General features: G+C 67.3%; 6 protein-coding genes. All 6 read left to right on the forward strand.

The genetic code is table 11. The annotated features are described in order from the left end of the window. Window positions 1-173: 173 nt before the first annotated feature. Window positions 174-13,361: a filamentous haemagglutinin family protein gene (locus ACLV8F_RS02690; RefSeq protein WP_411882700.1), complete on the forward strand. Its 13,188-nt coding sequence runs from the start codon at window positions 174-176 to the stop codon at window positions 13,359-13,361. A 134-nt stretch (window positions 13,362-13,495) separates the two neighbouring features. Beyond that, complete coding sequence (locus tag ACLV8F_RS02695; protein ID WP_411882701.1) at window positions 13,496-14,086, forward strand: RNA polymerase sigma factor; 591 nt, start codon at window positions 13,496-13,498, stop codon at window positions 14,084-14,086. Window positions 14,087-14,411: 325 nt separating this feature from the next. Further along, window positions 14,412-15,068, forward strand: a complete 657-nt coding sequence (locus ACLV8F_RS02700; protein ID WP_411882707.1) for a TonB C-terminal domain-containing protein — start codon at window positions 14,412-14,414, stop codon at window positions 15,066-15,068. A 60-nt stretch (window positions 15,069-15,128) separates the two neighbouring features. Next, a complete protein-coding gene (locus tag ACLV8F_RS02705; protein WP_411882702.1) occupies window positions 15,129-15,641 on the forward strand; it encodes an RNA polymerase sigma factor in 513 nt (170 codons plus the stop codon). Between the two features lie 84 nt (window positions 15,642-15,725). After that, the gene (locus ACLV8F_RS02710) at window positions 15,726-16,736 is read left to right on the forward strand and encodes a FecR family protein (RefSeq protein WP_411882703.1); all 1,011 of its coding nucleotides are present in this window, start codon (window positions 15,726-15,728) and stop codon (window positions 16,734-16,736) included. A 212-nt stretch (window positions 16,737-16,948) separates the two neighbouring features. Then, window positions 16,949-17,442, forward strand: a 494-nt coding sequence (locus ACLV8F_RS02715; RefSeq protein WP_411882704.1) for a hypothetical protein, incomplete at its 3' end; no start/stop codon positions are given.

The raw sequence follows: 17,442 nt of genomic DNA on the forward strand, positions 1-17,442 counted from the left end.
AAAAATCGCGCTTTTTTTCCTGCGGATCAAGCGGTTGGCACTCGTCTAGAAAAAACCCGTCGCGGACCGTGTGCGCAAAACGCCCATGGATGCCGCGACGTTCTGGACCAGGTGCGCACGCAAGCCCGCGTGTGGCCGGATCGACTTCGACATCTACATCGGCGGGAATTCACATGAGCACACGCGCACGCGGCGGCAGGGATCAATTCACAGTCAATGAGAGCCAGGTGTTCCGGATGGCGCCGATCGCGCGCGCCATCGCCGTGGCGCTGGCCGCCAGCGGCGTGGTGGTGGACATCCATGCGCAGCAGGCCTTCGGCGGCGCCTGGTTTGCGGCCAAGGGTGCGGCGCAGAACACAGCCGTCCAGACCGGCCTGCTGCCCAACGGCACGCCGGCCTCGCTGCTCGCCAGCCCCGCGGCCCAGCAGCAAAAGGCCAATGCCCAGCTGCAGCGCTCCATCGACAACCTCAACCTGGCGGCCCGCGGCATCGCGGCCCAGCAGGCCGCGCAGACGGCGGCCCGGCTGGCTGCGGCCAACGGCACGTCTGTCCCCGACGGCATGGCCGAAGGCGGCCTGAAGGTCGACACCAACTCCCTGACCGCGGGCTGGGCCAATGCCAACACGCCTGTGCAATCACAGGCCGACGGACGTACCAGCGTGGCGATCCAGCAGACGGCGGACAAGGCCATCCTGAACTGGGAGACCTTCAACGTCGGCCGCAACACCACGGTCGACTTCAGGCAGGATGCCGGCTGGGCGGTGCTCAACCGCGTCAATGACCCGAATGCCCGCCCCAGCCAGATCCAGGGCCAGGTCAAGGGCGAGGGCACGGTGATGATCGTGAACCGCAACGGCGTCATCTTCAGCGGAAGCGGCCAGGTCAATACCGGCAACCTCGTGGCGGCAGCCGCCAGGATCAGCGATGCGCAGTTCAACACCAACGGCATCTACAGCGCCGGCAACACAGCCGCGTTCACCAATGCCCAGGGCAAGGTCGAAGTCCAGGCGGGCGCCCGCATCGCCACCCTGGCGCCCAGGACGTCCACCGAAGGCGGCGGCTACGTGCTGCTGCTGGGCCAGGAAGTGAACAACGCCGGCGAGATCAGCACGCCCAGGGGCCAGGCGGCGCTTGCGGCCGGCGACAATTTCCTCATCAGGAAGGGCAACGGCACCGACGGCAATCCCGGCTCGACCACCCGCGGCAACGAGGTCACGCCGCAGTTCAACACCAACAGCCTGGCCGGCAAGGTCAGCAACAGCGGATTGATCGTCGCCCGTGAAGGCGACGTGACCATGCTGGGGCGCGACGTGCAACAAAACGGTGTGGCGCTTGCCACCAGCACCGTCAACACCCGCGGCACCGTGCACCTGGCCGCGGCCGGCACGAACAGCAAGGTGACCCTGGGCCAGGGCGCCGCCACCGCGGTGGTGATTGAAGACGACGGCACGTCCACCGCCCTGGACGGCCAGCGCGACGTCCTGATCGGCCCGGCCGTGCCCGGCGCGAACAACATCGTTTCGGTCACCGACCGCCGCGACCAGTCGCGCATCGAGATCACCAGCGGCGGCACGGTGGACTTCCAGGGCGATTCCCTGACCTTGGCCACCGGCGGGCAGATCGTGGTCAATGCCGCGCAGCGCAGCCTGGTGCGGGACCGAGCGCGGCTCGACGTCTCGGGCGCCATCGGCGTGAACCTGGCCATGGAGTCGAACAACGTCAAGATCAACGTCCAGGGCAACGAGCAGCGCGACGCGCCCGGCAACCGGGACAACCAGAGCCTCAACAGCAACGACCTCTGGATAGACCGGCGCACGCTGGTGTTCGTGCCCAAGGGCACCAACGGCTACGAGAGCGACCGCTGGTACACCGCCGGCGGCCTGCTCGAGGTCGGCGGCTACCTGGGAACGCAGGGCCACACGGCGAGCGAGTGGATGGCGCAAGGCGGCACCGTCAGCTTCGGCGGCAACGACGTCGTCACGCAGGCGGGTTCGAACATCAACCTCTCGGGCGGCACCCTCAACGTGCAGAGCGGCTACATCAACCTGAGCTGGCTCAAGGGTGCCGACGGGCGCCTGTACGAACTCTCCAAAGCGCCGGGCGACCAGCTCTACACCGGGGTGTACCGGGGCTTCGAGGACGAGCACCTGCGCTGGGGCAAGAACGCCACGGAATACTTCTACAACCCGCTGATCGGCCCGCAGAGAAGGCTGGAAAGCGGCTACACGGCGGGGCGCGACGCGGGCAAGCTGGTCATTTCCACAAACGCCGCGGTGCTCGAAGGCGACATCACCAGCGAGGCCTTCCAGGGCGCGCGCCAGACGCAGGCGCCGCAAGCGGAGCTGGACGGCTACGACCAGTCGCACAACGCGGCGGCGCGCAGGGCCCAGCTCATCATCGGGCAATACCTGCCGATGTACGACAAGAGCAGCGGCGTGCTGAGCTACAGCCTGGCCGCCCTCATGAACCAGGCCGAACTCAAGGACACGCAGGCGCGCATCGCGGCGGGCCTGGACCTGGGCACGGTCCTGCCGGCGGACCGGCAGGGCAAGCTGGTGCTCGACACGGCGCAGCTCAACGGCTTCGGGCTGGGGGTCATCAAGATCGCGGCCAAGGGCAAGATCGCGGTCAACAGCGAGCTGCAGGTCGGATCGGGCGGCGAGATCGTGCTGTATGCCCCGGCCGTGGACGTGGCCGCCGGCCTCACGGCGCACGGCGGCACCATCAGGCTGGGCAATGTGCTCAGGCAGGTGGGCACCTCGGGGGCGCTGGACACCGGCATCGCCGTTCCCGTCAATGTGGAGGGCGGCGTATGGGTGCGCGAAGGCGTCACGCTCGACGCCACCGGCCTGCTGGCCGACCTGCGCACCGCGGGCGCGGACCCGGGTGCCACGGCCTACATCAACGGCGGCACCGTCAGCATCCGCTCGACCGAGGGCGTGACGCTGGCGGCCGGGTCGCTGGTCGATGTCTCCTCCGGCGCGGTGGTCAAGGCCGGTGGCCGCATCACGGGCGGCAGCGGCGGTTCCGTGCAACTGGGCTCGGGCCTGGCCAGCACCGGGGCGGGCAACGCCGCGGCGCTGCTGACGCTGGACGGCCGTATCCGCGGCTACGGTGTGAAGGGCGGCGGCACTCTGGACATCGAGTCGGCCAGCGCGATTTCCATTGGCGGCCGGGTGTTGAAGACCGATGGCGTGCTGGGTGCCGGTGAGTCGGCCCTGGTCGACCTGGTGTTGGACAGCGACGTCAACATCGCGGCGGGTAAGGCCCTTCCGGTTGACTATTCCTACCGGGTCTCGCGCGCAGCTCCGGGGGAGGCCGTCGGATCGGCGCCGATTTTCACGAACATCGTATTGGCGGCGAACTGGACGCTTCCCTATGGCACCGGCGTGGGCGGCGCTACTGTCGGCAGCTACACCATCTTCTACATATTGCCTGGGGAAAGCGCACAACGTTCAATGCAGGTGCGTCCGGCTGCCAATGCCAATGGGGCGGTGTACCAACTGCCGGCCGGCACGAGGATTGTGGGGAGGCTTTCCCAGGAAGGATTCCCTATTGACTATGTTGTTCCCGCGAACGTGTTTCCGGGCGGCGTTCCGGTGACGGAGTATGGGAAAACCGCAAAGGCCGGGACCGTCCTGCCTTTTGACGCGCTGATCAAGCGTGGAACGCTGCTCAAGGCCGGCACGGTTTTTACCGATGCCGTGCCGGTGAAAGAGACCACGGTCCTGTCGGCCGAATTGTTCCAGACAGGTTTTTCCCAATACACCCTGCGCGCCCGAAACGGCCTAGCCGTGCCGGACGGCGTGTCGCTGGACGTGGTGATGCCGGTGCTCAGGGGCGATGTGTCCGCGCTGCCCGCAGGCGGCTGCATCACGGGCCTGCTGCAGCCCTGGCTGCCGGAGCTGTACCAGGACAACCCGGCGGCCCGCACGGTGGCCCAGCGCCGCGGCGCCAGCCTGTCGCTGGCCGGGGGCATGGCGAACGAGCAAGCCGGCGTGGGCGATGGCGGAAACCTGTATGTGGGCGAAGGCGCCGGCGTGCGGGTCGATCCCGGCCAGTCCATCGCCCTGTCCAGCCGGGGCAGCCTGGCGGTCGACGGCCTGTTGCAGGCGCGGGGCGGCAGCATCAGTCTGCTGGGGCCCCAAACGAGTATCGTGGGCAAGGCATTGGCGGATGGCGGACTCGTCGCGGACGGTTCGGCCAATGGGCGCGCCATCGTGTTGGGTAAGCACGCCGTGCTCGATGCATCGGCGGCGGTCCATGTCGCCTACGACGTGCTGGGCCGGCCGTATGGCGTGTTGACCAACGGCGGCAGCATCACCCTGGGCGGCAGCCTGCAGGAATCCGCAAGCCGCGCGATGGCCTCGGATGTCTTTGTGGTGATCCGTGAGGGCGCCGTGGTGGATGTGTCCGGCGGCCAGGCTTTGCTGGACCTGAACGGCGCCGGCAGCAGAAGCATCTCCAGCGACGGCGGCAGCATCCAGATTGCCTCGGCCAGCGGCCTCTACCTGGACGGCGTCCTGCGTGCCCAGGCGGGTGGCGCGGGCGCGTCGGGCGGCAACCTGGTGGTGGCGCTGGAGGCACCCAACTACAAAACGGGCACCACCGACAACGCGGTCATGGCGTTGCGCGACCTGACCCTGGTCCAGCGGCGCGCGGCGGGGGCTTCCGATGCGGCGGGTCTTAAATACGGCCGGGCGACGCTGGGCGTGGACCAGGTGCAAAACGGCGGCTTCTCTTCATTGAGCCTGTACAGCAACGGCACGGTGAGTTTCGGCGGCGACGTGGACCTGTCGCTGGGCAAAGAGCTGCGCATCTATTCAGGCGCACTGGCCGCCCTGCCGGGCGCGGCTTCCGCCACCAGGGTTTCGCTGACAGCGCCCTATGTGCTGCTGGCCGGCATCACCGACAACGGGGAGTCCGCCGACACCTATGTGCGCCCTTCCTACCAGGGCGGCGTGAGCACGCTGGCTTCCGGCGCGGTGCTGACCGCCCACGGCAAGCTCATTGACATCAAGGGCGTCGTCACGCTGGGCCTGAACGACACCGTCGGGACATCCCTGGTCGAGCGTGCCGGCTTTGGGCAGTTGAACCTGGACAGCGAGGGCGACCTGCGCTTCGTGAAAGCTACGCGCATGCTGAACGGCGCTGTTTACGATGCCGAACTGAACACCACCGGCGATATTTTGCTGCGCGCGGCGCAGGTGTATCCGGCTACGGGCGTTTCTGCGCGCGTACTTGCGGGCAGGGCCAGTACCAGTGCCTACAAGCCCGCCGGCCGCCTCGTCATCGAACGCCATGACGCACAGGCCGCCGCACCCGCGTTGCCGTACTCGGTCTTTGGCAACCTGATTCTCGGCGCGGCCCACGTTGAGCAAAACGGTGTGCTGCGCGCGCCGCTGGGAACCCTCTTGTTGGGTACCGACTCTGCCGTCATGGGCACCACCGCTTCGGTGACGCTGGCCGCGGGCAGCCTGACCTCGGTCAGCGCCGCGGGCCTGGTGATGCCCTACGGCGGCACCGCCGACGGCGTGAACTACAGCTACCTCGGAACACCCGTTGCCCTGCGCGGCGTGGGGAGCGCGGGATCCATCGAGGTGTCCGCCCAAGGCATCACGGTGGAACAAGGCGCGCTGCTTGACCTGTCGGGGGGCGGCGATCTGCTCGGCGCCGGCTTTGTTTCCGGCCGCGGCGGCTCCACCGATGCGCGCATGTACCCCCTGATGCAGGTCGGCAGCAAGGGCTTCACGCTGCCGGGCCTGGCCAGCAACCCGGTCTACGCCATCGTGCCGGGCTATGCCTCGGCCTATGCCCCCGCCGGCGGCGGCGGCGCGGTCGATCCGCGGATAGGCCAGCAGGTCACGATAGGCGCCAACGACATTCCCGGCCTGGCCGCCGGCACCTACGTCCTGCTGCCGTCCCATTACGCCTTGCTGCCGGGCGCCTTCCGCGTCGAGGTCAACGGTGCGCCGACGGGCAAGTCATCCGGCCCCGCCGTCGCCATGCGCAACGGTTCCTACAACGTGGCCGGCACGCTGGGCACCGCCAACACCGGCCTGGCCAACAGCCTGTCCAGCCAGCTCACCCTCACGCCGGCGGACGTGCTGCGCAGCTACTCCCAGTACAACGAAACCAGTTATACGGACTTCGTGCTGCAGCAGGCGGCGCTGGCCGGCACCGTGCGCGCCATGCTGCCGGCGGATGCCAAGGCGCTGGCCTTGCGGCTGCCGTCTTCGGCCGGTAGTTCGCTCAGTTTTGAAGGCCGGGCGAACTTCGCCCCCGGCAAGAATGGCTACGGCGGCACGGCCAGCATCGCGACCAGTGACGGCAACCTGGGAGACGGGGCCATCGAGATACTGGGCGAGGGCGCGGCGCGGACCGCGGCTTTCAACGGCTTGTCGCTTCATGCCGGGGACCTCAACGCCATAGGCGCGACCCGCCTTGTCGTCGGCGGAAACCTGTCTTCGGTTCACGGCGCGCAGGGCGATGGCACGAATTTCAGCAACTACATCGACGTGACGGGGCAGACCGGCAGCATCGTGCTGCGCGAAGGCGCCATCCTGAAGGCGCCCGAGGTCTTCCTGGTTGCGGCCAACACCAACGGCGGCATCACCATAGAAACCGGCGCCGGCATCAACACCATCGGCACGGGCAAGGTGGCCTACGATTCGACGGACGGCTACATCTACCGGCCGGGTGCGGTTGCCGTGGTGGCCGCCTCCAACGGCTGGCTGAACCTGCTGGCGCCGGAAGCGGCTCCGGACCCCGCCGGCACCCAGGGGGCGGGTTCCATCGCCATCGGTGCCTGCGGCCTCACTTGCACGGGCACCGCCCAGCTGTATTCGGAAGGCACGCTGCTGGCCGCGACGCGGCGCGATTTCGAGTTGAGCGACAGCGTGCGCTACGGTACCCGAAACCTGGTGCTGGCGGTCGGCGCCGTCAACGCCGGCAGCAATGAAGCGCTGGCCGCCGCGGCGGCGCGCGGCGCGCTCACCAGCGGCCTGGCCCTGAACCAGACGGTGCTCAACCGGCTGCTGCGCGGCGACACCGCCTATGGCGCGCCCGCGCTGGAGCGCCTGGTGCTGACGGCCGCCGAATCGGTCAACTTCTTCGGCAACGTCAGCCTGGACACCACCACTGCGGCCACCGGAAGATCGTCGCTGGCCAACCTGGTGCTGTCCACACCGGCCATCTACGGTTACGGCGGCGCGGGCGACGTCGCCAGCATCACCACCGGCAAACTCACCTGGGCGGGGCTGGGCAATGCCGCGCCGGCGCCGATTGCCGGCGGCCGCGGCACCGGTTCGGGCACGCTGGCGGTCAATGCCGGCGTGATTGAGTTCGGCTACGACGGCAGCGCCCAGCCCAACGGCGTCGACAACTTCAGCCGCACCATCCTGGGCTTTGCCGATGCGCGCTTGACGGCCAATGAGCGCATCACCGCGAACCACAAGGGCTCGCTCTCGGTGTACCAATCGCAGATTGCCGGCATCGACGGGCCGCGTTACCAGGGCGGCAACCTGACGCTGACGGCCCCGCTGGTCACCGGCGCGGGCGGCTCCGTCAACAGCATCACCGCGGGCGGCGCACTGCGGGTGCTGGCACCTGCCGGCGGCGCGGCCAATGCCGCCGCCACCAGCCTGGCGGCCGGCGTGCAGACCGGCGCCGAACTGAACCTGGCCGGTGGCACGGTGTGGGTCGACACCACGGTGGCGCTGCCCAGCGGCAAGCTCGACATCACCGCCGACGGCGACATCACCCTGGGCGGTTCGGCCTGGCTGGACCTGGCGGGGCGCGAGCTCGTGATGCACGACGTCAAGCGCTATTCCTGGGGCGGTGACGTGACGTTGCGCAGCACCGCAGGCAACATCACCCAAGCGGCGGGTTCCATCATCGACCTCTCCGCCAGGAACAACAACGCGGGCCTGCTCACTGCCATCGCGTTGGCGGGCAGTGCCGGGCGCGTGAACCTGCAAGGCACGCTGCTGGGCGGCGCCAGCGGCCACCGCGATGCCGGCGGCACCCTGGTGCCCTACCGCGCGGGCGGCGTGAACATCCGCGCCCAGCACTTGGGCAGCGGCGGCACGCTGAGCGATGAGTTCGCGGCCTTCAACACACGGCTCAACGGCGGCGCGTTCCTGGGCGAGCGCAGCTTCCAGTTGAAGCAAGGCGACCTCACCATCGGCAATGAGCTCAGGGCGGGCGAGATCAATGTCTCGCTGGACAACGGCCGCCTGACCGTGGCCGGCACCGTGGATGCCAGCGGCGAGCAGGTCGGCAGTATCCGCCTGGCCGCCGCCAACGGCCTGACGCTCGCGAACACCGCCGTGCTCGACGCCCACGGCACGGTGCTGCGCGTGGACAGCTACGGCAAGATCATCGACAGCCCGAACCGGGCCATGGTGGAGCTCGATGCCGGCACCGGCACCCTGACCCTGGCCGGCGGCGCGCGCATCGACCTGCGCCACGGCACCGGCTCGGCCGGCGGCGACGGCAAGAACCGCGGCACGCTGGACCTGTACGCGGCGCGCATTGGCAGCAACGGCGGCGCCGGCGATGCCAACGCGGCCACCTACGGCGACATCGCCATCGATGCGCGCGGCAGCCTGGACATCCTGGGCGCCCGCTCGATTGCCGTCTACGGCAGGCAGGTGTACAAGGACGCGCCCTACGGCAGCGACCCCGCCGCCAGCGGCCGCCCCTACCAGGTCATCGACCAGGCCTACCTGGGAGCCAAGCACAACCAGGCCGTGACGTTCATCAACGCGGCGCTGGCCAACGGCAATCTGCTCAGCAGCAAGCTGGCCGGCCTGAACAACGCCAGGTACCGCGACGCTTTCCACCTGCGCCCCGCGATGGAAATTGCGAGCGCGACGCCCGACGGCGACATGGTGGTGCAAGGCGACCTGGACCTGTCGGGCTACCGCTACGCCAGCCTCAACCCGAACACGCCCAGGACAGCCGCCTACGGCTCGGGCGAGGTGGGCATGCTGACGCTGCGCGCCGGGGGCGACCTGTCCATCTACGGCAGCATCAACGACGGCTTCGCGCCGCCGCCCGACACGCCCGACGACGGCGGCTGGATATTGACGGCGGGGGTGCAGGCCTTTGGCGGCGACGTGGTGGTGCCGGTTGCCGGCGTCACCCTGGCCGACGGCACCACCTACCCGGCGGGCAAGACGCTGAACTACGCCATCACGGCGAGAGACGTCACGCTGCCCGCGGGCACCGTGCTGCCCGGCACGATCACACTGAGCAGCGCGCTGTCCTTGCCGGCCGGCACGGTGCTGGCGGCGGACGTGCGCGCGGCCAATGGCAGCGTGTTGCTGGCGGCGGGCACGGTGGTAGGGGCCGGCGGCCTGGCGTTGCCGGCGGGGGCGCAACTGCTGGCCGGCGCGCGCCTGCCCGTGGCGGTGACGCTGGCGAGCCTGGCCTGGCCCAAGGGCGCAGCGTTGCCGGTGGCGATGGTGCAGGCGGGTGCCAGGCTTTTGCCGGTCGGCGCGTTGATCGCGTCCGGCACGAACGTGGTGCTGCCGGCCGGCGCCTTGTCGGTGAACCTGCGGCCCGCGGATTCGGCGGGCCGGCAGGCGCGCAATTGGGCGGTGGCGCAGATGCTGCCCGCAGGCTCGCAGTCATGGAGCATGCGGCTGGTGGCGGGCGCCGACACCCAGGCGGCCGACGGCCGTCTGACGCGCCTGAATGCCGGCAGCATCGTGCTGGCCGATTCCCACTACAGCGTCTTCCGGGAAAGCCGGACCGAGCCCGGCGGCGTCTGGTACTGGGGCGGCGGCAATACCTATGGCGGCGCACCGGGAACGCCCGCGGATGACTGGGCGACGGACCCGAGCTACAACCTGTGCGCGGCTGAGCCCGGCGAATGCGTGCTGGTCTCCTGGCTGTGGACGGCGGGCAATACCTACGGCGGCACGCCCGGCGCGCCGGTGGATGACTGGGCCCTGGACCCGAGCTACAACCTCTGCGAGGCCGAGCCGGGAGAATGCGCGGCCATAGGCGCGCCCGGCGGCACGGTGCTGGTGTCCGTCAAGGCCAAGGCGCCGGTCTTCAGCGTGCTGCGCACCGGCACCGGTGACCTGGACCTGGAGGCGGGCCGCAACTTCTCCATGCAGTCACCCTACGGTGTGTACACGGCCGGGACACAGACCAGCCTGGGCAATGCCGCGCTCGATGCGGGCTACAACCAGGCTCGCGGTCTGGTGAACGGCACGACCGTGCTGGGAACCAGCGCGGGCGACCTGGCGGTTGACTATGAGAACCTGGTCAAGGGAACTAACAGCTTGTACAAAGCCTGGTACCCGGACGGCGGCGGCAACCTGTGGCTGAACGTCGGGGGCGACCTTACCGGCGACTCCTGGAGTGCCAGCGGTGAACTGGCCGGGGCCAGTTCCAGCGTGGGAAACTGGCTGTGGCGGCAAGGTACCGGCAACACGGCGGGCGTGAACAATGTGCCGACGGCGTGGTGGATCAACTTCGGCACCTATGCCGCTTCCGGCGCATTCTGGCCCGCGCTGACCGGTTTTACCGGTGTGGGCACCCTGGGCGGCGGTGACGCCACGATTCGCGTTGGGGGAGATGCGGGCGTCATCCACACGCGCTCCACGGACGGGGTGACCATCAATTCCGCGACCAGCAAAACAGCGCGCAGCGAAGGCCTGGTGCTGGCGATCGGCAGCACCGGGCGGGTCCTGGCGGATAACCGCCTGGTGCTGACCGGCGGCGGGGACCTGGACCTGCGTGTCGGTGGCGGCTGGAACAGCAGCATTGCCGGGCGCCTGACGAACAACTTCGCGGTCACCGCCCAGACACATGAGTTGTATGGCGGGCTGGTCAACCTGCGCGGCGCGATCGACGTGTCAACAGGCCGGATCGGCACGGTGGAGCTGTTCTACGGCGCGGTGCAGGATGCCAGGGAAGTGCGTGCCTCGAATCCCTTCACCTCAAGCCTGTCCCTCGCCACGGGCGGCCTCATGGTGATGGCGGGCGATACTGCTGCCTCCATTACCAGCCGCGGTGACCTGGTGCTGGGCGGCACGGGCGATGCGGGCCTTGTGGGCACGCCCAATGCCACGGCCTTCACGTCCACCGCCGGCAACGGCCAGCGGGGGCAGAGCTGGTTCAGCCTGTGGACGGACAAGACGGCGCTCAACCTGCTGGCCGCTGGCGGCAACCTGGCCTTTGACACCCGCGCCGGCGAAACCATCGCCAACCCGTCGGTGGCCAACTGGGACTACACCAGCAACGGCGGCTGGTTCCTGCTGCCGGGCAATGCCAGCGCCGTGGCGGGCATGGGCAGTATTTACTACGGAAAATCGGCGGCCTATCTCAACAGCTCGGGCAACGCGACCCAGTGGGATGCGGGCGGCCTGCTGCTGGCGCCGCTGGGCGAGCGACGCATCGACATGCTGGCAGGCGATTCGCTCTATGGTGGCGGCTACGCGATCAGCGCTTCAGGCGCGGATGCATCGGCCATGGCGACGGCTTTCCGACCCGCCTTCGCCGGGTACAACGCATCGGGCACCCGGCTTGTCGGAAATACCAGCGCCACAGGCCCGCGCATCGCCATTGACCGGTTCCCCTTGCTGGCCTTCGGCCTCAACAGCGTCGGTGGCCAGGTCGGCGTGTCCGATGCGGCCTCCAGTCCTTCACGTTTCTACGCCGTCAACGGCGACATCATCGGCTTGCGAACAGGCACGGTGGTGAAGTTCCCGACCGGCGGTGTTCGTGCCAACCAGGTGGATTACGTGGCCGCGGGGCCGGTCGCCGTGAAGGCGGGGCGGGATATCGTCTACACGGGTAATCGCGCGAATGAGGTTTTGCCCGAGATCGATGGACTCACAAGCGATACCTCGAAGGCATCGGCGTCCGGGAACCTGGTCGTGCATACCAACAGGAACGACGTCTCCGTTGTCCAGGCGGGCCGCGACATCCTCTATGCCAACTTCAACGTGGCCGGCCCCGGCACCCTGGAGATTTCCGCCGGCCGCAACTTCATCCAGAACGACGCGGCCAGCATCACCAGCATTGGCCCTGTGGCGCCGGGCGACAGCCGCCCCGGCGCAGGCATTGTGGTGCAGGCCGGCCTGGGCACGCATGGCGCCAATTACACCGGCCTGTTGAACCAGTACCTCAATCCCGCCAACCTGGCGCAAGCCGGCGCGCCGCTGGCTAGCCAGGCTGGCAAGGTCGCCAAAACCTATGGGAACGAGCTGGCCGTGTGGCTGTCCGAACGCTACGGCTTCAAGGGCACGGTTGAGCAGGCGCTGGCCTATTTCAACGCGCTCGCGCCCGAGCAGCAGCGCGTCTTCGCGCGCCAGGTCTACTTCGCCGAACTGCGCGAAGGCGGGCGCGAATACAACGACGCGGACAGCCCGCGCAGCGGCAGCTACCTGCGCGGGCGCAACGCCATCGCGGCGCTGTTCCCGGGCGAGGATGCCGCGGGCAACGCGATTGCCTACCAGGGAAACCTGCTGATGTACGGCGGCTCGGGCATCCGCACCAACCTCGGCGGCGACATCCAGGTGCTGACCCCGGGCGGCGCGCAGACTTACGGCGTGGAAGGCGCCGCCCCGCCTGCCACGGCGGGCCTCATCACCCGCGGCAAGGGCAATATCCAGCTGTATTCGCTGGACAGCATCCTGCTGGGCCAGAGCCGCATCATGACCACCTTCGGCGGCAACATCCTGGCCTGGTCGGCCCAGGGCGACATCAACGCGGGCCGCGGCTCCAAGACGACGGTGGTCTACACCCCGCCGCGCCGGGTCTACGACCAGTGGGGCAATGTGTCGGTCTCGCCCGACGTCCCCAGCACAGGCGCCGGCATCGCCACGCTCAACCCCATCCCCGAAATCGCGCCGGGCGACGTGGACCTGATCGCGCCCCTGGGCACCATTGACGCGGGCGAGGCCGGCATACGGGTGTCGGGCAATGTGAACCTGGCCGCCTTGCAGGTGGTCAACGCGGCCAACATCGCGGTCAAGGGCGACTCAGTGGGCATTCCCACCATCGCGGCGGTCAACGTGGGCGCCTTGACCAACGCGAGCGCGGCGGCTTCGCAGGCGACGGTGGCGGCGCAGGACGTGGTGCAGCGTGATCGCGTTGCCGCCCGCGGCAGCCTGCCGTCCATCTTCACGGTGCGGGTGATCGGCTTCGGCAACGAGCCTCTGGAGGCCGGTGAGCAGGCGCCCACGCAGCCGCCCCGGGGCGGCCTGCAAAGCGGCACGCGCTTCCCCTACGACGCACAGAACTTCGTCCAGATAGCGGGCCACGGTGACTCGTTCGATCCCGCCGTGATGGCCAAACTATCCGAAGCCGAGCGGCGCGAGCTGCGTCAAGCGAAGTAGTCCCCCGTCCCTGTTCCACGCGGTTCCCCTGCAGGAGGGAACCGTGGGGGAGAGGATGTGTTCCCGTGTCCGCCACCAACGCCCGGCAACGCTTGTTGCGCAGTGAAGCCCGAAACGACGAGGAGGAGGTTTTCATGTTGGACTTGAGCAGCTGGTTTTGCCTGGATACCGCCGGCCATGCGGAGGGGTATGCATCCGGCGAGGATGCCAATGCCGATGGCGGAGCCGCCGGTGTCTTGCCGCGCGACTTCCTCGTGGCGAACTACGCCAGCCTGCACCGGCGCCTGGCCCGGCACCTCAATTGCGCGGACCTCGCCAGCGAATGCCTGCACGAGGCCTGGCTGCGCCTGGGCGGGTCTACGCTTCGCCCGGCCGTGCGGAACCCGGAAGCTTATGTGTACCGCACCGCCTGCAACCTGGCGATGGACCGCCTGCGCAGCAACCGGTGCTGGCAATACACGGCTGACGCCGACACCGAACTGGAAGGTCTCGCCGACGAAGTCCCCGGCCCCGACCACATCGCGGCGGCGCGTTCCGACCTGGCCGCGGTGGAGCGCGCGATGCAGCGCTTGCCGCACCGCCATCGCTCGGTGCTGATTGCACTGCGAATAGAAGAGATGACCCGCCAGGAAGTCGCGGACTGGCATCGCATCTCCCCGCGCAGCGTGGATACCGTATTGCGCCAGGCGCAGGACTACTGTGCGCAGGCATCGGCCAGACGGTGATGGCAGGCGCAAGCTCGCCACAGCGGGTCATCCCCGGCGTTCGCAAGCCAGGCTGCCTGCAGCGCAATTCGGTGGACGGCCACCCCTCAACATGACAGCGGTTTTGCCGGGGTTGCACTGAAGTCTGACTTCACTGTGTTGCGAGCCAGGCCCGCACAGCCAGACCCGCGCTACTCGCAGGGGCACAGCTTGTCACGCAGGCGTCACGCAAGTTGCATAAAGTTCACGCCTGCTCGCGTCTATTGGCACTTTGATTCCTTGATATGAAAACCGGCCGCAACCATTTATGTCGTGGATTCTTGCGTCCAGATGTGCCTTGACGATTGTGGCGTGCGTGCTCTGCCTGAATCGGGTAGCGGCCCAGGAAGGCTTGCCGCCAAGCCCTTCCAGCGGCCATATGCAGTTTGATATTCCCGCTCTGCCGCTTCAAGTCGCGCTTGAGCGCTTTATGAGTTTTACCTCGTACTCGGGGCTTTACGACAGCGCATTGACGGCCGGTCTCTACGCTCCTGAAATTCGCGGTGCCATGCAGCCTGAAGCCGCATTGCGCCGCATGCTCTCGCTGAGCGGCCTGCAGGTGCGATATGCCTCACCCGACACATTCAGCCTGGTGGCCGCATCCGCCGAACCGCCGGGGCAAACAACCGGCAGCGCCTTCGCGCAGGGCAGTGAGCGCACGGAACCGGAAAGAAAATACTTCGCTGTGGTCCAGTCGGAGGTCCGGGCCTTCTTTTGCCGCCTCCCCGTGGCATCTTCCGGTTCATACCGCATCGCTTTGAGCCTGTGGATCGAGCCTTCGGGGCGAGTCACCAAGGTGCATCTGCTCGGCACCAGCGGCTCGCCTTCACGCGACGCCAGCATTCGCGCGGGCCTGCATGGCATACACCTTCCATCGCAGCCTGGCCTCGGGGAGATTCGGCAGCCTTTGACGATGATCGTGCTTCCGGCGCTTGCGAATGCACAAGGCGAATGCATTGGCTGAGCATCCCAATCCCCTTCGGCGAAAAATTTCCGGACGGCCGTGTTGATGCCCGGAAATCCATTGACATCGCTGCGCGACTTCTTGATCTCGAACTACGACGAACTCAAGAAGCGCCTGACCTATCGCCTGGGCAATGTGGACATGGCCAGCGATGCCCTGCAGGATACCTACCTGCGCCTGCAGGATAAAAGTGTTGAGCAGAAGGATGCCGCCCCTTCGGTGGCGCACCCGGTTGCGTATCTTTTGCAGATGGCCTTTCACATCGCGATGGACCGAGAACGCAGCGCGGAAAGACGGCTTACCGTTGAGGAAGCTGAAGGGTTTCTTGACATTGTCGATTCGGCTCCCGGACCGCTTGCCATTGCCGAGGGACGAGAGGACCTGATGCGGCTTCTGCAGGACCTGGAAACACTGCCGAAGCGCCAGCGGGAAATTCTGCTCGCGGTGCGTCTTGATGGGGAGTCACGTGAACAGCTGGCTCTGCGCTATCGCATATCGTTGCGCACGGTCGACAGGGAGCTGGAGCGGGGTTATGCGTTCTGCCATGCCCGGATCCGGGAAAGCGATCAATGAGAATGGCAGTTTTGGCTCGCTGGTCCCGTCTGGGTTGTAAAAGGCCACTTCTCGCTGGATGCGCTCGAATGTCCGAGGAAAAAATTGGAAAAACGTGATTCGCTAACCCCATCTTCGCCTTATGAAGAGCACCAGCTGTTGTCGCGGCAGGCGCAAGCCTGGGTGGTGAAAATCAAAACAGGCCGGGCGACGCAGGCGGATCTGCTCACCTTCAAACAATGGCTGGCGGCCGGCTCTGAACGTGAGCAGGCGTTTCGGCATGCAAGACAAAGCTGGGATGACATGGGCGCCGTGGGCCATGCCTGGCGGCTTGGACATCCCGAACCCGTTTCAAATCCACGCCTTGCGCGCCAGGTGGTCCGGGAACGGCGGATGTTCCTGGGCGCGGCGTTTTCGGCGGCTGGTGCGGCTGCAGTCGGTGCGATGGTCTTTCCTCCCGCCGGGCTTTGGCCGTCCGTGTTCGAACTTGGTTCGGACTACCGTACGGCAACAGGCGAGCAGCGCCGTATTGAGCTGGCACATGGCGTGGTAGTGGAGCTGAATACCCAATCAAGCCTGAACGTGCGTGCCGACGATGGCGGTGACGGGCCCTACGAACTCAAGCTCGTGTCGGGCGAGGCGGTTATCTCCAATGAGGATGTGCGAAGAGAGTTGAGAATCGTTGCCGGCAAGGGTGTGATGTTGATGGCTTCCGGCGAAATAGAGCTGCGCCAGATAGAAGGACGTGCGTGTTTGACATGTTTGCGTGGCAAGGTCCAGTTCGAACATGCGGCTGAGCGGCTGAGTTTGCAGGCCGGCCAGCAGGTCTTCTATGACGATGGGGGCGGCAAGGCAGTGCAACAGGCGAGTGTCGACCTGACGGCCCCTTGGCGTGACGGCGTGCTGGTATTTCGCGACACGCCGCTGGTCGACGCGGTGGCTGAAATCAACCGTTACCGGCCGGGGCGCATTGTTTTATTGGGCCGGGCTCTGGGCGAGCGGAAGATGAGCGGAAAATTTCAGATCAAGCGGCTTGATCTTGCGATAGGCCGTATCAAGGAAGCCTTTGGGGTGACGTCCAGGCATTTGCCCGGCAATGTGATTCTGCTCGGCTGACGCGGGCCGAGCTGCTTCGCGAGCGGTTTTTTGTGACAGCTCTGTCATAAAAATCCGGCGAAATGCGTGGCAGTTTTGATCAGGGCAAACCCGTCTCTGGACATGGAAGCCGAAAGTCTGCCTTTCGTGCGACGTGTTCATTGATCTAAAACGGAAGCGCCATCATGCATGCCAGCCGCACAGCCAAAAACCAAGCATCTCCTCCTGAAAATGTGGGTCCAGACTTTGATGCATCGAAGAAGACCATACGCCTGACCCCGCTGGCTTCGGCCATTGCAGTGCTGTTGGTCGCAGGTGCTGCAGGCAATGCGCACGCGCAACGCGCCTTCAGCAACGCCTGGTACGCCAACATGGGCGCGGCACAAAGCACGGCGGCCACGACAGGCCTGCTGCCCAACGGCACCCCTGCCGCCTGGCTCACCAACCCGCAAAGCCAGCAGCAAAGGGCCAACGCGCAGATGCTGCGCTCCTTCGACAACCTGAACCTGGCCGCGCGCGGCATCGCCGCGCAGCAGGCCGCGCAGGCGGCGGCGCAACTGGCGGCGCTGGCTGGCGCCTCCGATGTTCCGGACGGCCTGGCCCCGGGCGGGCTGGTGGTGGACACCAACAGCCTCACCGCCGGCTGGATCAATGCGAGCAAGCCGACACAGGCCGCCGGCGGCGGCAGGACGCAGGTCACCATAGACCAGACGGCCGAAAAAGCCAT

The organism is Polaromonas sp. YR568, assembly GCF_943369675.1.
Classification (GTDB): domain Bacteria; phylum Pseudomonadota; class Gammaproteobacteria; order Burkholderiales; family Burkholderiaceae_C; genus Polaromonas.